The 21,916-nt window shown below is 64.9% G+C and carries 20 protein-coding genes; 12 read left to right on the top strand and 8 right to left on the bottom strand.

The features are described from left to right. Positions 1-517 precede the first annotated feature (517 nt). The 4 genes from NZM16_RS04280 to NZM16_RS04265 all read left to right on the top strand — a co-directional run bounded on the left by NZM16_RS04280 (position 518) and on the right by NZM16_RS04265 (position 4,749). Positions 518-1,246, top strand: coding sequence for a hypothetical protein (locus NZM16_RS04280; RefSeq protein ID WP_295451690.1), 729 nt, complete (start codon positions 518-520; stop codon positions 1,244-1,246). A 26-nt stretch (positions 1,247-1,272) separates the two neighbouring features. Further along, entirely contained in the window at positions 1,273-2,616 is a 1,344-nt protein-coding gene (locus NZM16_RS04275) for a BCD family MFS transporter (protein ID WP_295478823.1), read from the top strand. 422 nt (positions 2,617-3,038) lie between these two features. Then, positions 3,039-4,154 (top strand): threonine synthase, encoded by a 1,116-nt coding sequence (gene thrC, locus NZM16_RS04270; protein WP_295478820.1) that lies wholly within the window; start codon positions 3,039-3,041, stop codon positions 4,152-4,154. Between the two features lie 175 nt (positions 4,155-4,329). Further along, on the top strand, positions 4,330-4,749 hold the full coding sequence (locus NZM16_RS04265; protein WP_295451697.1) for an OsmC family protein: 420 nt from the start codon (positions 4,330-4,332) through the stop codon (positions 4,747-4,749). Positions 4,750-4,995: 246 nt separating this feature from the next. Here NZM16_RS04265 and moeB read toward each other — a convergent pair whose 3' ends face one another. The 6 genes from moeB to NZM16_RS04235 form a co-directional block, all read right to left on the bottom strand. Then, positions 4,996-6,153: a molybdopterin-synthase adenylyltransferase MoeB gene (moeB, locus tag NZM16_RS04260; RefSeq protein WP_295478817.1), complete on the bottom strand. Its 1,158-nt coding sequence runs from the start codon at positions 6,151-6,153 to the stop codon at positions 4,996-4,998. Between the two features lie 286 nt (positions 6,154-6,439). Beyond that, positions 6,440-6,835 (bottom strand): co-chaperone YbbN, encoded by a 396-nt coding sequence (locus NZM16_RS04255; RefSeq protein ID WP_295451701.1) that lies wholly within the window; start codon positions 6,833-6,835, stop codon positions 6,440-6,442. Beyond that, positions 6,832-7,296 carry a DUF4395 domain-containing protein gene (locus tag NZM16_RS04250; RefSeq protein WP_295451704.1) on the bottom strand — a complete coding sequence of 155 codons (465 nt, stop codon included), beginning with the start codon at positions 7,294-7,296 and terminating at the stop codon, positions 6,832-6,834. Before NZM16_RS04250 ends, NZM16_RS04255 begins: the two co-directional genes overlap by 4 nt. After that, positions 7,263-7,574, bottom strand: coding sequence for a MoaD/ThiS family protein (locus tag NZM16_RS04245; RefSeq protein ID WP_295478814.1), 312 nt, complete (start codon positions 7,572-7,574; stop codon positions 7,263-7,265). The genes NZM16_RS04250 and NZM16_RS04245 overlap by 34 nt, the downstream gene beginning before the upstream one ends. Positions 7,575-7,663: 89 nt before the next feature. Further along, the gene (locus tag NZM16_RS04240) at positions 7,664-8,095 is read right to left on the bottom strand and encodes a M67 family metallopeptidase (protein WP_295451708.1); all 432 of its coding nucleotides are present in this window, start codon (positions 8,093-8,095) and stop codon (positions 7,664-7,666) included. Between the two features lie 386 nt (positions 8,096-8,481). After that, positions 8,482-9,423, bottom strand: coding sequence for a PLP-dependent cysteine synthase family protein (locus NZM16_RS04235; protein ID WP_295478811.1), 942 nt, complete (start codon positions 9,421-9,423; stop codon positions 8,482-8,484). Between the two features lie 993 nt (positions 9,424-10,416). Between NZM16_RS04235 and NZM16_RS04230 the strand changes: the two genes are divergently transcribed. The 3 genes from NZM16_RS04230 to NZM16_RS04220 all read left to right on the top strand — a co-directional run bounded on the left by NZM16_RS04230 (position 10,417) and on the right by NZM16_RS04220 (position 15,530). Continuing rightward, complete coding sequence (locus NZM16_RS04230) at positions 10,417-12,012, top strand: hypothetical protein (RefSeq protein ID WP_295451712.1); 1,596 nt, start codon at positions 10,417-10,419, stop codon at positions 12,010-12,012. 502 nt (positions 12,013-12,514) lie between these two features. After that, positions 12,515-14,524, top strand: a complete 2,010-nt coding sequence (locus NZM16_RS04225) for a hypothetical protein (RefSeq protein WP_295478808.1) — start codon at positions 12,515-12,517, stop codon at positions 14,522-14,524. Continuing rightward, positions 14,448-15,530 carry an NAD(P)-dependent oxidoreductase gene (locus NZM16_RS04220; RefSeq protein ID WP_367281006.1) on the top strand — a complete coding sequence of 361 codons (1,083 nt, stop codon included), beginning with the start codon at positions 14,448-14,450 and terminating at the stop codon, positions 15,528-15,530. The genes NZM16_RS04225 and NZM16_RS04220 overlap by 77 nt, the downstream gene beginning before the upstream one ends. Before the next feature lie 71 nt (positions 15,531-15,601). Here NZM16_RS04220 and NZM16_RS04215 read toward each other — a convergent pair whose 3' ends face one another. Together NZM16_RS04215 and NZM16_RS04210 are read right to left on the bottom strand one after the other, a co-directional pair. After that, positions 15,602-16,000 (bottom strand): nucleotidyltransferase domain-containing protein, encoded by a 399-nt coding sequence (locus tag NZM16_RS04215; RefSeq protein ID WP_295478806.1) that lies wholly within the window; start codon positions 15,998-16,000, stop codon positions 15,602-15,604. Beyond that, complete coding sequence (locus tag NZM16_RS04210; RefSeq protein WP_295478804.1) at positions 15,942-16,334, bottom strand: HEPN domain-containing protein; 393 nt, start codon at positions 16,332-16,334, stop codon at positions 15,942-15,944. The genes NZM16_RS04215 and NZM16_RS04210 overlap by 59 nt, the downstream gene beginning before the upstream one ends. 471 nt (positions 16,335-16,805) lie before the next feature. Here NZM16_RS04210 and NZM16_RS04205 point away from each other — a divergent pair, with 471 nt between their 5' ends. The 5 genes from NZM16_RS04205 to NZM16_RS04185 form a co-directional block, all read left to right on the top strand. Next, the gene (locus NZM16_RS04205) at positions 16,806-18,215 is read left to right on the top strand and encodes a helix-turn-helix domain-containing protein (protein ID WP_295451725.1); all 1,410 of its coding nucleotides are present in this window, start codon (positions 16,806-16,808) and stop codon (positions 18,213-18,215) included. Positions 18,216-18,239: 24 nt separating this feature from the next. Continuing rightward, positions 18,240-18,863 carry a 2-phospho-L-lactate guanylyltransferase gene (gene cofC / locus NZM16_RS04200; RefSeq protein ID WP_295451727.1) on the top strand — a complete coding sequence of 208 codons (624 nt, stop codon included), beginning with the start codon at positions 18,240-18,242 and terminating at the stop codon, positions 18,861-18,863. A gap of 109 nt (positions 18,864-18,972) precedes the next feature. Further along, positions 18,973-19,656, top strand: coding sequence for a S24 family peptidase (locus tag NZM16_RS04195; protein ID WP_295451729.1), 684 nt, complete (start codon positions 18,973-18,975; stop codon positions 19,654-19,656). A 796-nt stretch (positions 19,657-20,452) separates the two neighbouring features. Then, entirely contained in the window at positions 20,453-21,469 is a 1,017-nt protein-coding gene (locus NZM16_RS04190) for a DNA translocase FtsK (RefSeq protein ID WP_295478801.1), read from the top strand. Between the two features lie 26 nt (positions 21,470-21,495). Beyond that, positions 21,496-21,916, top strand: a 421-nt coding sequence (locus NZM16_RS04185; protein WP_295478798.1) for a phage holin family protein, incomplete at its 3' end; no start/stop codon positions are given.

The following is a 21,916-nucleotide window of genomic DNA, read 5'->3' as shown; positions in this document are numbered from 1 at the left end:
CCCAACCCCAAAACCCCAGGAGAGTTTTGAAAGCCGCACATGGCGTTGAATATTTTGGGGGCGGGTGGGGCCGCCTTCGACGGCCTCATCCGCCCCCATCCCCCTAACAAGGCTTCCCCTGGGCTGGTCAACTCGGTGTCTCCCCCATGATCACCCTGCAGGATGCCTTTTAAGACCAGCCGGGAGCGGCGAGCCGGACCGCTTGGCTGAAGGGAAAGCCCTCCGGCTCAGGCCGCCTTTCCCCTTGACGCCATCAGATTTCTTAGTAAAATTAATGGAGATTTTCAATTTTCGCTGAGATTTACAGAAGGAGGGAAGCGCCGACGGATCCCCGGTTTCCATCCAGATAGCGAGCGACGGGAGTCCTCGTCCGGGCCCGTTCGTGTTTTGCCCAGTTATGAATCGGGGACTTGGCGAGCCGAAGCCAGATCAGAAGGCGATGATCCCCACTCCTTTCCTGCGATTGCATTCGCCCCAGGGCGGGTCGTTATCTTAGATCACTGAGGAGAGATCTGATATGCCATCGATCTTCTGGATCTCGCTGCTGACCTTCGCGACCACCGGTGCTTTCGCTGTTGCGGTGCTGCGGCGCTATGTCAATCAACGCCAATGGCACCTTCTGGCATGGGGAATCGGCCTCTTGTCTTACAGTATAGGCACCCTCGCTCAGGCGATTCTCTCGGTCCAATTTGACGGATTTCTTTTCAAGCTGTGGTACTGGTTGGGGGCCATGGTGGTCGCGCCCTGGCTGGGCCAGGGCACGGTGTTCCTGCTGGCGCGCCGGGGGAAGGCCGCCTGGATCAGCTTCTGGGCGATCCTCGCCCTGAGCGCGGTTGGATTGCTGGTGGTGTTTGGATCCCCCCTCAACCCGAGCGCCTATCGGCCCGGCGTGGATCTGTCCGGGCAGTTCCAGCAGATCTTCGCCACCGCCGGGGCAGCCCGAGCGCTGCGATCGGCCCTGGCCATTCTGCTGAACACGGCCGGAACCGTCATGCTGGTAGGCGGGGCCCTCTACTCGGTCTTCCTGCTGCAACGTCGACAGGCGCCAGCTCATCGGATTGTCGGCGTGGCCCTGATCGCCGTCGGCGGCCTGTTGCCTGCTCTCGGGGGCACGCTCATCCTCCTGGGCAACCCGGACCTCAAGTATTGGGGCCAGCTGCTGGGCGGCCTGCTTCTTTTCGCCGGCTTCCTGGTCTCCACCCGGGAACGGCCCGCCCTCGCCCCAGGGATCCGGGGACCAGCCTGATGCCGCCCCGCAAGGAGACAAAGCCTATGGGGATGCTACGCTATCTCCGCCTGGCGGGCTTTCCCGTCAGCCTGGGGTTGACCAGCGCCCTAGTCGGCGGCACCCTGAACCGGGTCATGATCGTGGAGACGGGCCTGCCCGCCTCCTTCGTTGGCATGCTCTTCGCCATCCCCCTCTTGATGTCACCGCTGCGGGTCTGGCTTGGATATATGTCGGACGCCCACCCGCTGAGGGGGCTGCGGCGTGAGCCGTATATCGTGTTGGGGGCGGCCCTGATCGCGGGAGCCGTGAGCGCCACCACGCTGGCCCTGTTCCATCTCCCCCCCCTTAGCCTACCGATGGTGGCGCTCACGGTCTTGCTGTTCGCCGCCTACGGCCTCGGGAAAAACCTCGCCAGCAACACCTTTGAAGCCCTGCTGGCCGACAAGTTCAAAGGTGATCAGCGGCCCCGGGCTGTCACCCTCTCCAAGATCGCGATGTTCGGCGGCATCATCGGCGGATCGCTCCTCCTGGGCCGCCTGCTGGATCCCTTCAGCCCCGAGCGGATGACGCTGATCGTGCTGACCGCGATGGCCATTGTCTTCCTCGCTTCGACCTTCGGATCCCTCCGGCAAGAACCTCGTGAGGCGGCGCTGCGGGAGGCTAGCGAGAAAGCCCGCTCCCTTTCATTCGCCGATGCCATCCAGACCCTCATCCTGCCCGACCCTCAGGTGCGGCGGTTCTTCACGGTCGTTATGCTGGTCGTCATCGGGACGCTGACCCAGGATGTGCTGCTGGAGCCTTACGGTGCCCTGGCCCTCGGGATGAGCGTGGGGCAGACCGCACGCCTGATCGCCTTCTGGGGGAGCGGCGCCGTGCTGGCCATGATGCTGGCCGGGATGGTCCTCATCCGACGCCTGGGTTATCACCGGGTTCTGCGGATCGGGGTGCTGACCGGCGCGGCGGTCTTCTTCGGGCTGATCCTGGCCGGCCTATTGAAGAGCCCGATCCTGTTTGTGATCTTGGTGTTCGCCCTGGGGGTGAGCACCGGGCTGTCGGCAGCCAGCATGCTGACGGCGGCCATCGAGTTTACCACCCCCGCCCGCGCCGGCCTGCTGCTGGGCTTGTGGGGACTGGCCCATGAGCTGGGGCAGGCCATCGGCAGCTTGATGGGTGGTGCCGTGGTGGATCTCATGCGCGCCCTCACCGGAGGAGACATCTTGGCATCATATGGGATCGTCTTCGCCGCGGAGGCCATGCTCCTTTTGCTGGCCGTTCGGCTCGCGCGAGGTCTGAATCTCCGCGAGTCAGCCATCTTCCGGGCGGAAGCCCATGGCCTCTCCCTACAGCCGGCAAGCGCCACCTCCGATTCCCTCGCCCCCCTCGCCTGAGCCCCGGAAGCCATGTCCGATCCACTTTGACAGCACCGCGCAATCCCAACCACAATAAATACGCCGTGTGCAACGTTCGGCTCCCTCCCAGATCATCGGGGAGAAGCCATCGCTCCGGGAGACCCCCGGGCCCTCCCGGCAGCCTAAAGAGCCGTGGGGAGGAGGGAGAATGGGCGCTTTTGGAAGCTGGGGCGCCGCTTTCCAGCAATGCCCCAGCCTCCAAATTTCCGGGAGAACGAAAGATGTTGCCCACGGCGGGATAGGAACCTATCCGAGAGGGGAGGGTTCTTCGGATAGGCTCCAAATTATGTAATCCCACAGGCGAGCCGAAAGCGGAACGGGGTGCCCGGGTTCGTCCGATCCCCCCGCAGGCGCGGCCTGTGCTTCCCCCAAGGCCAACCCGCGAATCCGGAGGAACGACCATGGCGGACGGCTCCATATGGCGTGGGGTGATCCATGCCTATCGCCCCTTCCTTCAGATCGCCCCCATCGATCCCGTCACCCTGTATGAGGGCAACACCCCCTTACTGCCGGCCCCTCGTCTGGCTCAAGCCATCGGTTTCCACGGCTCCCTATATTTGAAATACGAGGGCCTTAACCCGACCGGTTCCTTCAAAGATCGAGGGATGACGGCGGCGATCACCCAGGCGGTGGCAGAGGGAGCGCAGGCCGTGATCTGCGCCAGCACCGGGAACACAGCGGCCTCAGCGGCCGCCTACGCCGCCCGCGCCGGCCTGCAAGCCCTCGTGCTGATCCCCGCCGGGAAGATCGCCCTGGGGAAGCTCGCCGCCGCCATGGCCTACGGGGCCACGGTGCTGGCCGTCGAAGGCAACTTCGACGAGGCGCTGGCGCTGGTGCGCCGGGCGGTGGAAGTCTACCCCATCGCGCTGGTGAACTCCCTCAATCCCTACCGGCTGGAGGGCCAGCAGACCGCCGCCTTCGAGATCTGCGATCAGCTCCGGCGCGCGCCGGACTGGCTGTGTATCCCGGTGGGGAACGCCGGGAATATCACCGCTTACTGGAAAGGCTTCCGAGCCTATCATCAGGCAGGCCGGATCGACGGACTCCCCCACCTGTTGGGGGTTCAGGCGGAAGGGGCGGCCCCGCTGGTGCTTGGCCACCCGGTGGACCACCCGGAGACCATCGCCACAGCCATCCGGATCGGTCGCCCGGCGCGGGGGCCGGAGGCCCTTCAAGCCGTTCGGGAGTCCGGCGGACGGCTCCTGGCGGTCTCCGACGCGGAGATCCTGGAAGCGTGGCGGATGCTCGCGGCGCTGGAAGGGCTCTTCGTGGAGCCAGCCTCGGCGGCCTCGATTGCTGGATTGCGCCGGGCGCTGGCCCAGGGCCTGATCCCATCGTCTGAAGGGACGATCGTCGCCGTGCTCACCGGTCACGGTCTGAAGGACCCGGAGATCGCGTTGCGAACGCTCTCCCCGCCGATCACCATCTCCGCGGAATGGGATGCGTTCCGGCGAGCGCTGGAGCCGATCCTGGAGAACCCTCTTGCGCGCTCGGAACGTCTTCCTTTCCCATCCTGAAACCTCCGACCGCACATCGCAGCGCAACCGGTTGTGAGGTAGGGGGGTGGGCGCTTCGCCGTTCTCTACCTCGACTTTCGCCAATCACGCCATAGGAGAGGGGAACCAGGAACGCCACCTTCGGCGGGGCTCCTGCTCCAAAGCCCTTAAGCCAACACAACGGAGGAAGACCCGCATGGCCGAGGTTCAGATCAAGTGGCTGGAGAAGCGTCAATTCGTGGGCATCGACAGCACCCGGCACAGTGTGGTCATCTCCGGCACCGGGCCCGAGGATGGGGTCGGCATGAAGCCGGCCGAGCTCCTGTTGATCGCCCTCGGGGCATGCTCGGCCTTCGACGTGCTGGACATCCTAGAGAAGAAACGGCAGAGAGTGACCGGCCTCGAGGTCCGGGTGCAAGGGGAACAGGATCCGGATCCCCCATGGGCTTTCCGACGTATCCGCTTGATCTATCGGGTGCGCGGGCGTGGGCTCTCTCCAAAAGCGGTCGAGGATGCGATCCGGCTCTCGGAGGAGAAATACTGTTCCGTGAGCGCTACCGTGCGCGGCGTGGCGGAGATCACCCACGCCATCGAGATCCTGGAGGAGGAACGCTAAGAACAGCTTGGGATGAGAGGGGATGGGTGCTGGGGGGTTCGGGACATTTTCCGCTTGGAATTCCCCAAACGGGAGGGCCCTTTCCCTGTCCAGGCCTTCCGTAGGGGAAAACGGGGTCCGAGGGGCTCTTTCAACAGCTGGGGGCCCGGCTATCCTCGCCGGGCCCCCAGCCCTTAGGGGGTGCGCGCCTCTCTATCAGCGGGGGAAGGGCATGCCCCTATCCCCGTGTGGTAATTGCCCACTATTTTAATACAACGGCACGCTGGGGTCAACTTCCCGCGACCAGGCATTGATGCCCCCGCGCAAGTTGCGCACCCGCAGGCCTGCCGCCTGCATGATGCGGGTCGCCTGGGCGCTGCGCGCCCCAGTCTTGCAATACACCACATACTCCCGCGTGGGGTCCAGCTGGTGGAGCCGCTCCGGCAGCTCCCGCAGCGGAATCAGCAGCGCCCCCTCCAGATGGCAGATCTCCCACTCATGGGGCTCCCGCACATCCAGAAGCACAATCTGTCGACCGTCCCGCTCCACCGTAGCCTTCAGCTCCTGCGGCGTGATGTCGAACTCCGTCCGCACTTCATGCTCGTAGATGGGGACGCCGCAGAAGGCCTCATAATCGATCAGCTCGCGGATGGTCGGGTTTTCGCCGCAGACCGGGCAGGCCGGGTTCTTGCGCAGCTTGAGCTCGCGAAAGCGCATGCTCAGGGCGTCGTAGAGCAGCAGCCGCCCGATCAGCGGCTCGCCCTGACCGATGATCAGCTTGATGGCCTCGGTAGCCTGGATGGCGCCGATCACCCCGGGCAACACGCCGAAGACCCCGCCCTCGGCGCATGAGGGCACCAGGCCGGGCGGCGGGGGCTCTGGATAGAGGCAACGATAGCACGGCCCGACCCGCGCGTCGAAGACGGTGGCCTGGCCCTCAAACCGGAAGATGCTGCCGTAGACCAGGGGCTTTCCCAGGAAAACACAGGCATCATTGACTAGATAACGGGTAGGAAAGTTATCCGTCCCGTCGATGATGATGTCGTAATCTTTGAGGATCTCCAGGGCGTTGGCGCTGGTCAACACCGTCTCATGGGTCTCCACCACGATGTCCGGGTTCAGATCCAGCAGGCGGGCCCTCGCGGAGGCCAGCTTCGGCTTCCCCACCCAAGACGTGCCATGCAGGATCTGGCGTTGCAAGTTGCTTTCGTCCACCACATCGAAATCCGTCAGTCCGATCCGGCCAACGCCCGCGGCGGCCAAGTAAAGGGCCGCCGGGGAGCCCAATCCGCCCGCGCCGATGATCAGGACGCTGGCGGCCTTGAGCTTCTTCTGGCCGGCCAGGCCGACCTCCGGCATCAGCAGGTGCCGGCTGTATCGGCGGATTTCCTCATGCGTCAGGACGACTTCATTCCAGTTCAACATCCTAACCTCCCAGATGAAGTTCCAAATCCCCGCTTGCCTTCAAAAGCTCCCTCGATGAGGTTTAGAGGGCTGGAGGCCCCATCTTCAGCCGGCCTCTCCGCACTGAAAAATCCTGGGCCCGGTTGCCATCCGGACGGCCCGGGCTAACCCGTGCGGTGAACTTCGGAAGATCTCCACGGGGCGCCCTCGTCGAAGAAGTCTCGGGGGCCCTTTCTCCTTTCCTGCCCTACGGTCCTTTGGACAGTGGGGGAAACGGATGTCGGAGGCCTGGCGGATCTCCGGGCCATCATCCTCCATGCTGGAGCTGGCGCCACTGTCGGCGGAGGTCCTCCGCCGAAACCACCCCATTGTTCACCGCCCGCACGATCCCGGAGGCGTCCACCCACATCGTAGTCGGCACCGTCCACACCCGGTAACGCGCCGCGGCCTCGGGGTCCGCCGTCACGTCCACCGGCCGCACGTTCACCTTCTCCTTCCACTCCGCTGCCATGGCCTCCAGGATCGGCGTCTGGATCAGCCGACATGGCCCGCAGGTCGGCGTGTGGAAATAGAGCAGTGTGAGCGGGCCTTCCACGTCGGTCGCCCGCGGCCGCGCCAGCCGACGCTGGGCGCAGGCGATCAGGCACCATCCGATCCAGAGGGCCAACAGGATCCCCACGGCGAGGAGAAGGCGCTCGATCATCCTTCCACCTCTCGACGCTCGATGGGACGCGCTGTGAAGCCGGGAACGCCCAGGCGGTTCAGCTGGTAATACACGAAGCAGCCGGCGCAGAAGCCGAAGAAGAGGTTCAGGGCAGCCAGGACGATCACGGCCCAGGTCAGCGCCCAGCCAATGGCGGCGTAACCCAGGAAAAGGAGGATCACCCCCAGCGCCAGGACTGTCCCGCCCAGCCCCTGAGCGAAGCGGTGGGGCTCCGGGTTATCGGTCAGCACCCGGGGCCGCAACCAGCCGCGCGGCCGGAGAACTCGAAAATAAATCTGCTGGAACAGGGCCGCCGCCGGCACGGCCGTCCCCACCAGCATCACCAGGGCCACAAAGGCCACCAGCGCTGGCTGGTTCAACACCCAGCCCAGCACGCTCAGCGTGATGATAGACGCCTGATTGAACCTCAACGCTGTGTGATCGACCTTCCGCTCGCCCATCGCCCGCCTCCCGCAATCGAGGGCACGATGCTCAACGTCTGCCCATCCGCAATCCGGGTTTCCTCCCCTTGAAGATAGCGGACGTCCTCATCGCCCAGGTAGAGGTTCACAAACGAGCGCAGACGGCCCTCCTCGTTGAACAGATGCCGCCGGAGCTCCGGAAAGCGTTCCGTCAGCGCCCGCAGGGCCTCCCCCACGGTCCCTGCCTCCACCGTGATCACCTTCTCCCCTTTGGTGTAGACCCGCAGGGGGGTTGGGATCAGGATCTGAACCGCCATCGGTTTCACCTCCATACTGGATTTCAAATGCAGGAAAAGGGGATATCCGGCGGGGCGCGCCCCGCCGGATATCCCCGGTGTTCACCGGTTCAGGGCACGATCTCCAGCCTTCGCTCCACAAACGCCGATCGATCCTCCGTCAGTTCCCACACGCGCCAGTCGGTCGCCTGGCCGTTCTCGACCGAGACGATGAGATAGGCATACCATGGCCATGCGTGTTCCCGGTCGAAATTCGAGGGCCGGGCCGGGTGATCCGGATGAGAATGGAAGAAACCAAGGATCTCCAGGCCAGCGGCGGCAGCCTCCCGTTCGGCCGCCAGGACCTCCTCCGGAGGGATCAGGAAGCGATGGGTTTGCTCCGCAGGATCCGCCCAACGGTTATCCACCAGCCGGAGCTGTTCCACGATCTTGATCCCTTCGGCCTCGCGGCCCAGGAAGATCCCGCACGCCTCGGCCGGGTAGCCGGTTTCCACATGGGCTTGGATCTGGGCTTGATGGGCCTGACGCAATCGCAAGATCATCCGCGAAATCTCTCCTCCCTCAGATGAATGATGCCGGATGCAACACTCTGAGCGGATACCCGGAAGATGTCTTTATAAGGATCCCTCTCCTCCTTTACTTCCCTTGCAGCCCTTTGGGTTGTGGGGAAAGGAAAAGCGCATTTTCAGGGGGCTGGTGCACTGCTGAGGGCGGTGCACCAGCCCAGAACCTCCGGAAGAAAGGGCCTGCGGGCCCTGGGAAGGAGGGAGGGAGAAAAAACCTTTTCGGGCTGAGGCGCCGCCGAAGACGGCGCTCCAGCCCTAAAAGCCCGGAAGTTGCCCATAGCGCCTATTGATTGTGTGGGCAGGCAAGGTCATTGGAGGGGGCATCACCTGCCCACGAAAGCCTCAGTGAAGAGGCCGATGACTCATCGATCTTCCTCAAACCAGAAGTTCTCGCTTAAATACTTGTATCCCGCATCCGGGAAGATAGTCACCACCATGCCTTCCCGCAGGCGGGCAGCGACCTTGAGGGCGGCCGCCATCGCCGCGCCCGATGAGATCCCCACGAAGACGCCCTCCTCCCGAGCCAGGCGCCGAGCCGCCGCATAGGCCTCCTCCGTGGAGATCGTGAGGATCTCATCCAGCAGGCCCGGATCATAGATCCCGGGCTGGATGGCCGTCTCCATGTGCTTGAGGCCCTCCAGGCCATGGAAAGGCCCATCCGGTTGCACTCCGATGAGGCGGATCGCCGGATTTCGCTCCTTCAGATAACGGCCGACCCCCATCATCGTCCCGCTCGTCCCCAGGCCGGCGACGAAGTGAGTGATCCGGCCCTCGGTCTGCTCCCAGATCTCCGGCCCGGTGGTCCGGTAGTGAGCTTTCCAGTTAGCCGGGTTGTTGTATTGATCCGCATAGAAGTAGCGCTTGGGATCGGCCTCATACCGGCGGCGAGCCTCTAAGATGGCCCCATCGGTCCCCTCCAGCGGATCCGTGAGGATCAGCTCGGCGCCGTAAGCCCGCAGGATCCGCAACCGCTCCGGGCTGGCGTTGGCCGGGATGCACAGCGTTACCCGATAGCCCCGGGCTGCCCCCAGCATGGCGTAGGCGATCCCCATGTTCCCCGAAGTCGCATCCAGAATGATCTTGCCCGGGTGCAGCCGACCCTCCCGTTCCGCCGTCAGGATGATCTCCCGGGCCGGGCGATCCTTCACCGATCCGCCCGGGTTATACCACTCGGCTTTCGCGTAGATCTCCACCGGGGCGAACGGAGCGACGAGCTTTCGAAACCGGAGCAGGGGCGTGTTGCCGATGAGCTCGAACACATCCTTCGCCACCTTCGCCCGCGCCCTCGGGATGGTCTTCAACATGACCGCTCCTCTTTTCGTTAGGGATAGGAGCGGATTCGTTCCGGAGGCTCGAGGCCTCTGGAACGAATCCGCCTTTCATAAGGGCATGATCTCGTTTTGTTTTGGGAGTTTGAGGGTGTGAGCGGAAGGCCCGCCCACATCTCCACGTGATTTTTTCCGCCGCCGCCCTTGGGCTGTGAACCGATCCGAGCACCAGAGCCTTTAAAATAAAAAGGACCAACAGACGGCGGGCAGAGAGAACGGCCAGCTGCCTCAGCACCCCATCGGGCGCGGGGGCGTTGGCCACCCACCGATCGGTTGGTCCTTCGGTCGGGCAGGAAGAAGGGCCGGGGTCTGGCCCTCATCCCGGGCGGGTGGCGCTAACGCCCCCGCCCAGGACAGATGCAATGGACGCGCATCAACGAGCTTTGCATGTTTTCGCTCTGCTCCATCCGCATTTTGCATTAATCATAGGAGCGCCGCCTGGGCCTGTCAAATTTCGGCCAATCACTGATCGGGTTTGGGGATAGCGACCAAAGGCTGCCGCTTCCCAACCCGATCTCCTTCGTCACGTTTAAAGACAGCGGCGCTGCAGCGCCCTCCCTGAGTGAAAAGGAAAACCAGTTGCCCCTTCCCTCCCCATGTGGCTCCGAGGGCCGTATAGGGAGGGAAGAAAGAATATCCCTAAGGCGCAGGGCCGGGGCCTTCGACCCTACATCTCAACATATCATAGACCTGCTCCCGGCCCCCAAAGCCCCTCCTTGGGAATCACGCAACAAGGGCTTTGCCCGGTGATCAACTGGGGATTTGAGGAACCGAAGTCCGTCCGGAAGGCCATGGCCCACCCCCCCTTTCTCCCCCCTCTTCACGGCTCTCTGGGCCAGGGGGAGGGGGTAGAAAAAATCTTTCAGGGGTGGTGAGGGAGGCCTTTGGCCCCCGCACCACCCCTGAAAACTCCCAGATGAAATGGACAAAGCACAAGTCTAACGAAACGGGGCGGGAAAGGAGCGGACGATGTCCCGAGCCCATCGGTGGGCGGTGATCGGCGGGGTGTTGATCGCCCTCTGGCTCGCCGCGCTGGCGCGCTTCCCGGGGAGTGGAAGGCCACAACCGGAATCGACTCCTGCGGGGCTGCCCACCCCCACCCTCCGCGCGCCTCTTCCTTCCCCTACGATCTCGATCCCGGCGCCGAAGCGAGGGCTAGCGATCGAGGCGTTTCGCCTTCACCCGGACGGCCCCCTCTACGAAGGGGACCACCTGAGCTTCGAAGTCCAGGTTCGGAACGCCGCCCCGACTCCCATCGCTCAGGGCCGGGTGGAGATCCGTCGGGTGAGTCCCGGTGGAGAGGAGATCCTGGCCGAAGGGCTCCTGCCCAAGCTGCCCCCTGGAGCTTTTCACACGACCACCTGGACCTGGGTCTGGGAGGCCTCGCCGGCCGGGCCGCTCTCCCTGATCGTGGTAGCGCAGCCCGGCGAGGAGACCCTTTGGCCCGGCGATCGGATCACCCGGACGATCTCCCTGCGCCCCCGGGAGCAGCTTCCGGAGGTGGAACGACAAGCCCAATGGGCCCAGGCCGAGAGCCGATGCTGTGCCCATCATTACCTGACGGGCACCGCGACGGAGGCCGGCCTCTCCCAGCGGATGGCATGGGCGGACGAGGCGGAGGCGGCGGTCCGGGCCCGCCTGGGCCTTTCCGCACGGCTTCCCACGCACATTGTATGGATCCCCCGGTTGCTCGGGCACGGCGGGTTCGCAGTGGGGGATAGCCTGATCCTGAGCGATCCGCTGTCGGATCGCCTGCTGGCGGATGTTCCCACGATCCTGCGCCATGAGTTCACCCATCGGATGACCTGCGCGTGGCTCGAACGCGAGGATTGTCTGACCCATCTCCCGCCCTTCATCAACGAAGGCCTGGCGGTCTTCATCGCCGGAGGGCACTATCGCCCGGAGCCGCTGACGCTCCGGGCCGCCGCGCTCCTCTACCTGGGCGGGTGGATCCCCCTGGAACGCCTGGTGGAGGATTTCTATACGCATCCTCACGAGATCGGCTACCTCGAAGCTGGCGCTTTCGTTGAGGAATTGGTCCGGCAGGGAGGATGGTCCCGCTTCCGGGCTTTCCTTCAGGCGATGGAGCGCCGCCCGGGGGAATCGGACCGGGAGGTCCTTGACCGGGCCCTCCAGGCTGTCTATCATCAAGATATCCGGGGGATGGAAGCGCGCTGGCGGGAACGCCTCCAGGCGTCGCCGCTGGATCCCGGGCAGGTCCGGGATCTGCAGTTCACGGTCGCCTTCTATGAAGCGCTTCGGGCTTACCAGCGAAAGTATGATCCCTCCGCTTACTTCCTGGACGCATGGCTTCCGGACTGGCGACGGGCCGTGCGGGAAGGGATCGTCGCCGATTTCATGCGGGAACCGGAACATCCGGAAGGACGACGGTTCTGGGGACGGCTACAGGAAGCCCGGCGGCGAGGCCTCGAAGGGGATCTGGATGGCGCTCAAGAAATCCTCCGGGCCTTATGTGAGGCGCTGCGTTGCCCGGAGGATGCGCTCCTCTGGGGGATGAGGGTGAAAGAGGAGCTTATCCCTTCTCTTCCGCGATGGCTTCGATGAGAAAATCCGCTTGCGCGGTTGCGATCTCCACAATGCCCGCTTGAGATGCGGAGCCTGTCCCTGTCTCCAGGCTGTAAGGCAGCATAGGGAAAGGGAAAAGCTGGGAAAGCTGGGATGGCAAAAGGGCAGCAGAGCAGTCCCCTCGCTATCCCAACCCCAAGTTTGCGACAGAGCCAGATCAGCTTAGGTTCAGCATTCGCATGGACCAGAGAACGAACCGTTCGAATGGATGAAGAGAGTTCACCTTTCCTCCCCGGGTTATGAAGCAGCGTGGGGAGGAAAGTCGTAAACGCGTGAGAAGGTGAAATGGGCGGCTTCGCTACCCCCTAACCCCTGCTCGCAACCGGGCCCAGCAAGTGGTGGAAGGCGCTGCCGAAGGCGGCTCCTCCCATAAAAATCCCCCTGTGGGGCTCAAGGAGTCTCGAACAGGGGAAGGGGCCCTTCAGGAAGCCCAACCGATCCGCCCAGACTCAAACAGACCCTGAATGCAGAAAGCGCGCCTATGCGCACGGCCTACTCAGGATGGTATAGAGGGTCGCGAACGCCGGGGCTGGTGCTGGAGCTGCCCCCTCGGGGTCGCGGGCGGCCGGAGCCGCTTTACGCGGTCCTAACGGTTCGCGGCGATCCGGGGCCGTTCCCGGCCGAAGAAGCGGCCCGCTTGTTGCGGTCCGCCTTCGACCGCCAGCGGGGCAGCCTGACCTCCGCCCTCCGGGAAACCCTCCTCGCCTTCAACCACTGGCTTCTGGAGCAGAACCGCCATGCCCCCCTGGGGGAGCGCTGGGAGCTTGGCCTCACCCTGCTGGCGGTGCGCGAAGAATCGGTTTTCCTGATCCAGGCGGGGCCGACCTGGGCCGCCCACGTGACTCGGGAAGGGGTTCAGGTGATCGCGCCGGAAGGCGCGGCGCCTTCGGCGCTGGGCGCCGCGCGGGCCATCGCCCTGCACTACGGGATGGTCTCATTACGGCCCGAGGACCGGCTGATCGTGGCCGATGCGGAGACCGGCCCGCTTCTGGATCCCGCGGCGCTGACCGCCCTGACCCGCATTCAGAATCTCCCCCTGATCCTGGAAGCGATGGAAGTCCAGGTGGCCCGCACGGTCCCCCACCCAGTGGCCTTCCTCATCCTGGCCCGCGAACCCGCCCAGGCGGCCCTTCCTCTGCGGGCGTCGCCCCCGCCGGAGCCGGCCCCTTCCGTTCCTGTCCCCCAGGCGCCTCCGAAACCGTCCCGCAAGCCGTTCGGGAAACCCTCGTGGGCAGGCCGACTCCGGCTTCCGAGGCCGCGATGGGTTCTCCCCCGCATGCCCCGATGGGGATGGCCCACCGTTTCGTTGCCGGCTGGGCCGGGATGGGTGCGCACCCTGGCGCTGATCCTTCCATGGGCCATCGCCCTGATCACCTTCGGCGTTTACGTCCATCAACGGAACGTCCTGATCGCCCACCGTCTGCTGGCCCAGGCCCAAGCGGAGGCGGAGCAGGCCGCCCAGGCCCCGGCCCCGGGAGCGGCGCGCCGCCATTGGGAGGCCGCCCGCGATCTGGCGCGGACCGCGCAACAATATGCCGCGCTGCCGGAGGCAGCCGCCTTGCAGGAACAGGCGCAACGCGAGCTGGACCGGCTGGATCAGGCGGTCCAGCCGCTGCATCCTACGCGCCTGGCCAGCCTTCCCCCCGGCCGCCTCCGACGGTTGATCCTGCGGGACAACGAGCTCTATCTGCTGGATCGGGAAGGTCGATGTTCCAGCGAGGCCCCGCGCCCCGGAGGTTGTGTCCTCTGGATCGGGTATGACGAAGTGCATCGGGCCCTGCTGAGCGAATCGATGCGGGAGTTGCTATGGAGCGGCATGATCCTGCAGGGTCGTCCAGTGGGCGTGCTGCTGGATCTGACCTGGGCGGGGGCAGAAGGCGGGCGCTCCGCAGGCGGCCTGATGGTCCTTCACGCTCAAGGGTTAGCGGAAAGCCGAAACCAGAGCCCCCGCTGGGTGTCCAGCCGTCTCCCTCCGCTCCCCGATGGCCTGTTGCGATTTTACGGCGGGAACCTTTACGTGCTGGATCGGGAGAAGGGCCAGATCTGGCGGCTGCGCCCCACGGGGGAAGATTACGCCGGTAATCCTGAGCCTTACTTTACGTCGTCCCGCATGGATCTCGGGGAGGCGATGGATTTCCTGGTGTATCAGAATGTCTACGTGCTGTATCGAGATGGCCGGATGCGAGCGTTTGTAGCGGGAAACGAGGAGGAGGGATTCCCCTTGCGGGAACAACCGGCCCCCGCGCTTCCGAGCCCGGTGCGCCAGCCCATCGGCCTGACGATGGATCCCCAGGCGCCTCGGCCGTGGCTTTACATCGTGGAGCCGGACCGCTTGCTCCAGGTGGGCCTGCGGGGCGATTTCGTCCGGCAGATTCGGGGGGAAGCGCTAAGGGACGTGGTGGCCGCCGCCGTGGATGAGGGACGGCGTCGGCTGTTCTTCCTCCGCGCCGATGGCACGCTGTGGGTCGCGGATCTGCCACCGGTGGAATGACAGGAGTCGAGGCGGGCACGGGGGGATCGTTCGGAGGGGCAGGCCCCTGTGCCTGCCCGTATGGGCGGGCCCCGTGTCCGCCCCCTCATCACGTATTGACAGCGAGGAATGCGCGATGCGAGCATTAGGATTCATCGGGCTGGGACGAATGGGGACGCCGATGGCGCGGCGGCTGTTGCGAGCCGGGCACCGGCTCACGGTGTATAACCGCACGCGGGCGAAGGCGGAACCCCTGATCGCGGAAGGGGCCGCCTGGGCCGATTCCCCGCGGGCGGTCGCCCAGGCCAGCGAGGTGGTCTTCCTGATGCTGGCCGACTCCGCCGCCAGCGAGGCCGTGATCGCTGGGCCCGATGGGGTGCTCGAAAGCGCCCACGCGGGCCTGATCGTGGTCGATATGAGCACGATCGCTCCCGCCGTCTCCCGACGCTTGGCTGAGCAAGCCGCGCATCGAGGCGCACGCATGCTCGATGCCCCGGTCGCGGGCAGCGTGGGGCCAGCCACCGAAGGGACCCTCACCATCTTCGTCGGAGGCCCGCGGGAAGCGTTCGAGGCCGTTGAGGATCTCCTGCGGATCCTGGGGCGGAACATCCACTACGTGGGCGACAACGGGATGGGATGCGCGGTGAAGCTCGCCGTCAACCTCATCCTGGGCGTGGCGATGCAGGCCCTGGGCGAGGCCTTCGCCCTAAGTGCCCGCGCGGGGATCCCCCCACAACGGCTGTGGGAGATCCTCCAGGATCTGGCGGTGATCTCTCCGTCGCTGCGGAACAAGGGCGGGAAGATCGCCGAGGGGGATTTCACGCCCTCCTTCGCCCTGCGCTTGATGGAGAAAGACCTGAGTCTGATCCTGGAGTTCGGTCGCCAGGTGGGGGCCTCCACGCCGCTGGCGGCCGCAGCCCAGCAAACCTTCCTGGCCGCCCGGGAGCACGGCTGGGCCGAAGCGGATTACTCCGCGATCGCCGGCTGGCTGATGGATCTACAGCCCCCCCAGGACCCCGGGGACTAAGATCCCGGATCCTTCCCGGGATGAGCGGAGCCACCGACGATTTCGGTCGTCTCATAAGCGGCGTGGCTCTCCTACGGACAGGCTCCCTTTAATTCCTCCACCGAAAAACCCGGGCGCTGCCAGAGAACTTTCCCATACGAAAGAGCCTCGCAGGCGAACGGCTGTCCCTGGCGGATTTCACTGACCGTATATGGGAAGACCTGAACATCGACGGGGGCATGATCAGGTAGATAAACCGGTATGCGATCAGGAAAGGCCAGGGGGCTTTCCCGCAGGATCAGAAGCAAATCGACATCGCTCCCTACGGAGAACATACCCTTCGCCAGAGAGCCAAAGAGGACAACCGCCTCGACCTCTGGAAATCGAGAATACCAGGCGGTTAGCTCTTCCAGAAAACGGGTCAGAGCTTCTTCATCCACCCAGAAAACCTGCACAGAACCGTAGGACTTGCTCCGCACAACGGAGTGCATGTTCCGCTTCCTCACGGGTATAAAACTCCGTTGGAGCGCCCTCCGGCAGACCGTTCGGATATCGGGTGGGGACATAGAATTTGTCCAGGATTTTAGCCGCAGCGAGGAGATTCGGATCCACCTCCAGACCTGTGTCTTGGAGGGCCTGGAGCATCCGGGTGAGGGCATGACCGGTCACCCTGGCCCCCCGGTGTTCAAAGAGGGCCTTGATCCCCTTCTCGGCGGCCTGATGGGCGGCGAAGCACGCCCACTCATAGTGGCCGCCCTCTAGGGCGTATCGAGCATGGCGAAGATCTGCCTGCGCCTGGACCCACCAGTCCCGCGCCCGGTTCATGGGCTCCCTGAAAATGCTCAAGAATTCAATGCCTTAGCGATGAGAGGCACACCATCGATCTTTCGGTGCTTCGAGACTTCAAAAGGGAAGTAAGGCCATCCCACCCTGCCCGGCAGGCTTCTAACCGCCAACTCCCATCGAATTCTGGCCTCTTCCGCCGCAGGATAGTTTACTTCAAAATAGAGCTTGCAACAACCCGCTTCAGCTCTTTGAGGATTTCCATCGATCCCGAATGGTGCTCGACCGGAGAGGCATGGGCTTTGAAGGGGCAGGTTGCTTTGAGCAACCCATCTGCCCAATCCGCCCGTTATCATGAGTTGCGCGGTTGGGAACCCGGGAGGCGAGATCAGATAGCTCCACCCTCGAATTCGCTGAGAGGCAGAGCCAGCTACCGAAGGCATTCGTCTCCGCCTATAGGGAATGCAGACGGCGCAACCTTTGCCCGGTGAACATCCCGCGAGGGAAGCCCGGATGTGGCAATCGGAGCATCGAACGGAATGGATCCCGCCGGAGGAAGCGGGGCTTACCGATCGGGAACAGGAGATCCTCCGCCTGGTGGCCCAGGGGCTGGCCAACAAGGAGATCGCCTACCGCCTGGGGATCAGCCAGAACACCGTCAAGGTCCACCTCCGCAACATCTTCTCCAAGACCAACCTCCAGTCCCGCACCGAGGCGGCGATGTACGCGGTTCGCTTCGGGCTGGTGGCGCTGACGCCTTCCGCCCCGATCATGGCAGAGGAGGAAGAAGAAGCGCCCGCTCTCGGGGAACCGCTGGCGGAACCCGAAGAATCCCCGGAACCGACACGGGCGATCGCTCCAACGCTTCCCACAGAGGGATCCCCTGTCGCAGCCTTGCCGCGCGGGCATGCTGCCCTGTTCCTGATTGCTATCCTCCTGGGTCTCGCCTGGGCGCTGGGGCCTGCTCCCGCACATCCGGAAGCCCCTGACAGGGTTTTCCAAGGAGATCAGCGGGGCCAGGGCATCGAGCGCAACGAGGCGTTATCCCGATGGAAGCTGATCAGCCAGATGCCCACGCCTCGGGCGCGCTTCGCGCTGGCCCGCTGGCGGGACTGGCTGATCGCCATCGGCGGGGAGGCCCCCGAGGGCATCACCGATCGCGTGGAGCGCTTCGACCTTCGAAGAGAAACCTGGGAAAGGGGAGCGCCCAAGCCCTACCCGGTGGCAGCGGCCGCCGCCGGGACCTTAGGGGATCGGATCTATGTGCCCGGCGGGGTCAACCCCCAGGGACAACCGGTGGATCGGCTGGAAATTTACGATCCCCAGGCGGACCGCTGGTTGGAAGGCCCCCCACTGCCGGGGCCGCTGGCGGCGTATGCCCTGGCCGTCGCCATGGATCGGCTCTACCTCTTCGGGGGCTGGGATGGCCGCCGCCTGCAGGGGGCGGTCTGGATGCTGGATCCAGCGAGAGGCCGTTGGGAGCCCCGCGCACCGATGCCCACTCCCCGGGCCTTTGCGGCCGCCGCGGCCCTGGATGAGGCGATCTATGTGGTGGGAGGCTACGATGGTCAGCGAGAGCTGGCGACCTGCGAGCGCTACCGGTTCACCGTCGATCGCTGGGAGCCGTGCCCACCGTTGAATGTGGGACGAGGCGGGCTGGCGCTAGCCGCGATGGATGGCTACCTCTTTGCCATCGGGGGCGGATGGCGGATCCCGCTGGCCTTCAACGAACGCTACCAGCCCGGGGCCGATCGCTGGACGCCCTTCGAGACCCCGATCACTGGGACATGGCGGAACCTGTCCGCCGTGCCCGGGGATGGAGGGATCTGGATCCTGGGAGGATGGAGTGGGGAACCGCGCGCGGGCGTGTGGCGCTTTACCCCCTTCCCCTTCCGGCTCTTCCTCCCGGCGACCCAGCGTTGATCGCCTCCTGTGCGGAGGCCCAACATGGGAATCTGGTTCCTGATCCCGGTGAAACGACTGGATCGGGCGAAATCCCGTCTGGCGGCCGCGCTCCCGCGCCGGGCGCGGATCCGCCTGGTGTGGCTTCTGACCCAGCGCACCCTGCGGGTGGTCGCCCGGGTGCCTGAAGTTCACCCCCTGGTGATCAGCGCCGACCTCCGGGTGCTGGCCCTGGCCCGAAGTATGGGAATGGATGTCTATTTCGATAGGTGGGAGGATCTGAACCGCGCCCTGACGGCTGCCCGCCGGTATGCGGTCCGTCAGGGCGCCGAGGCCATCGGCGTGCTCCCCATCGATCTCCCCCGCCTGACCCCGGAGGCGATCCGGGCCCTGCTCCAGGCCGGCTTCCACGATCAAGGCCTGGTGCTGGTCCCAGACCGGCACGCCCGGGGCACCAATGCGCTGCTGATCCGCCCGCCGGAAGCCATCTCCTTCCGCTTCGGTCCGGGGAGCCTAGAAGCGTTCCGGGCCCAGGCCGAGGCCCGGGGCCTTCCGGTCCGCCTCCTGGGGCACGAAGCCCTCGCCTTCGACCTGGACACCGAGGCGGATTGGGCCGCATGGCGCTTGTGGGTAAAAGAGAGGCAACACCACCCGGAAGCCTCGTCCTGAACGGGAGATGGATGCAGATAAAGCCCCAGGAGATCCACCCCCTCTTGACAAATCCCCCCGAAGGCGGTATGCTTCTATTTAGAACATTTGTTCTAATCCGGAGGCGGCGATGGCGGACCGGGATCGATTGCTGAGCTATTTAGAGGCCTACTGGGAGACCCATGGCTATGGCCCCACTTTGGAAGAGGTCCGCCGGCAGATGGGGTTTTCCTCCCGCTCCCATGCCCTCTATCACCTGCTCTCGCTGGTCCGGGAGGGTCGGATCATCCGCGAGCCCGGGAAGCATCGAACCTGGCGGCCCGTTTCCCTCCCATCCCCTCCGGTGTCGATCCCGCTGAAGGGCGTGGTCCCCGCCTCCACACCGGATCAGGCGGGGGAAGTGATCCCTCAGGATCTGGGGGTCCTGCGCCTGCCGGCGGCCTGGGTGCCCCGGCGGTGCCGGTTCGCCCTCTGGGTCCGCGGGGAATCGATGATCGGCCTGGGGATTCGGCCTTTCGATGTGGTGCTGATCGAGCCGGTGACGTGGAGTGAGGTCCGCTCCGGGGACCTGGTGGTGATGCGGCTGCGCGGTCGAAACCAGATCACGTTGAAGGAGCTGGTCATTGAACCGCTGAAAAAGGCCGGGGGAACGAGCCAGAAAGACGGGAAAGATCAAGCGATCTACTGGCTTCGGCCGGCCCATCCGGACCTGCAACCGATCCGTTTGGATCGCCGGATGTGGACGCTGGAGGGACGTGTGGCCTTCCGGTTCGGTCCCGTGCGGGATCTGGAGGTGATGATTCGAGAGGGATAGCCCCGTGCCGGGGGAGCGGGCACCCAAGCCCCTGGCCATGCCGCGCTACTGACCGGTGGAAAGCGAAGCGTCTGTCCTGAGCATTCCCAGAAAGAAGGGGCACTGACGTGCCCGACGACTACTAACAAGGGCCCTCGTTTGGATTGGGCTCCATCAGTGCTCACTAAGCGTTTGCAAAAGGGAGCAGGCCCTCAGGAGCCCTGCCCCCAACGAAAAACCCTCGTCTGTTATCGTGCCTAAAGCGAAGGGCCCGTCCTGAGCGGTCCCCAAAAAGAACGGGCGCTCACATGCCTGACTACGAACAAAAACTCTTGGTTTGTAGTAGGGCATGTCAGTGCCCGTCAAAGAAGTAGGGCACACCAGCGCAAGTTAAATAAAAACTCTGAAGGCACATAAAGCTCCCTGTTCGTGGTCGGGCCCATGAGTGCCCATCCGCTCGTAGTAGGGAACGTCAGTGTCCCACAAAGGGCCCGTTCAGCGTTCACAAAAACAAGGCGAGGCCTTGGGTGCTCTGTCCAAACCAAAACCCTCGCTCATCATCGTGCACAAATCGAAATGCCCGTCCTGAGCGTCGGAGCGTTCCCAAAAAAGAACGGGCACCAAAGTGCCCTACTACGAACAAAGACTCTCATTTGGAGTAGGGCACGTAAGCGCCCGTCAAGCGAACGGGCCCATCACTTCCACAAAGAATGGGCGCATCATTGCCTGATCACGAACGAAGATCCCTGTCCGCAGTTCCTGGAGGGAACGGGGGGAGCACTCTTCTTGCAGGCCATGGAGGCAAGGAGGCGTTCCGATGAAGCGGAGGTGGCTGGAGGCCCAGGCGGATCTGGTGGAGCAGGTGCTCTGGCAACATCGATCGCCCGGGCGGGTGACCGGGGGGCGGGTCACCCCTACGGCCATCCTCTTCCAGGTCGTCCCTGCCCCCGGCGTCCGCTGGTCCCGCCTGAAGAGCCTGGCGGAGGATCTGGCTATGGCCCTGGGGGTGCCCGGGGTGCGGATCCAGCGAGAGGGGCCGGTGGTGCAGGTAGAGATCCCCCGACCGGATCCTCAGGTGGTGCGCTTCCTCCCCCTGATGGAGCGCGTCCGCCAGGCGCTGCCTCGCTACCCCGCTTACACCGCCCTCCTGGGCTTAGCCACGGACGGCGCGCCCTTATTGATCCGGCTGACCAGCCCGCAGGTCACCCACATCCTGATCGCCGGGACCACCGGGTCGGGCAAGACATCGCTGGCGCGGACGATGCTGGCCAGCCTGGTGCTCACTCAGCGGCCCGGGCAGTTGATGCTGATGATCGTGGATCCCAAGGGGACGGCCTTCGCGGCGTTTCAGAGTCTTCCCCACGTGCTGCGATTTGCAACGGGGGAGATGCCGAAGGCGGCGGCCTGTCTGGAGGAAGCCGTTCAGCTCATGGAGCGGCGCTCGCGGGAAGGGATTTTCACCCCCCGCTTGGTGCTGGTGATCGATGAGCTGGGGGACCTGGTGCAACAGGGCGGGCGGGAAGTGGGAGAGCAGTTGACCCGATTGGCCCAGCGGGGGCGGGAGGCTGGGATCCATCTGCTGGCGTGCACCCAGAAGCCGACGGCGGCCTTGCTGGGCGGACGGCTGACCGCCAACTTCCCGGCCCGCCTGGTGGGGCGGGTGGTTTCGGCGGAGGACGCGCGGGTCGCGGCGGGGATCGGAGGGACGGGCGCGGAACGCTTACAAGGGAAGGGAGATTTCCTGGCGGTGGTCGGAGGAACGGTCACCCGCTTCCAGGCCGCATACATCGCACCGGAGGAGATCCGTCGAATCCTCCAGCAGGCCTTCCCGTGACATCCAACCTCGAGCGGGAGGTTTCCATGAAACATCCGCTGCTCGCTCTTTTGCTCATGCTCTCTGCGATCGCCTTCGGGATCACCGGGGCGATCTGGGTGGGGATCCATCTCGGGGGATGGGGGCTGGCCGTGATCGCTGGGGTTGCCCTGGGCATCATGGGCGCCCTGCCGTGGCTAGGGCTGGCCACCCGGCGGATGAGTGGGCCAAGCCCTTATGGAGCCTCATGGGGGCAAGGGGCCTACCCCGGATGGACCCCAGGCGGACCGGGCATCGAAGGGTATGCTCCAGGCAGCGGGTATGGGCTTCCGATGGGGATCCCGGGCCGGGAACGGCCAGGCGCACCGCCAGGTCTTCCTTTCCTGGGGATGCCATGGGTCTCGTGGGTCGCCTGGGTGCCGGGCTTTCATCCGACCCCATCGGACATCCGCCCCGGTGGATGGTCGA

It is taken from the genome of Thermoflexus sp. (assembly GCF_025055495.1).
Classification (GTDB): Bacteria; Chloroflexota; Anaerolineae; order Thermoflexales; family Thermoflexaceae; genus Thermoflexus.
Note: the sequence above shows the minus strand (reverse complement) of the source record. Positions and strands in the feature narration are given on the sequence as shown.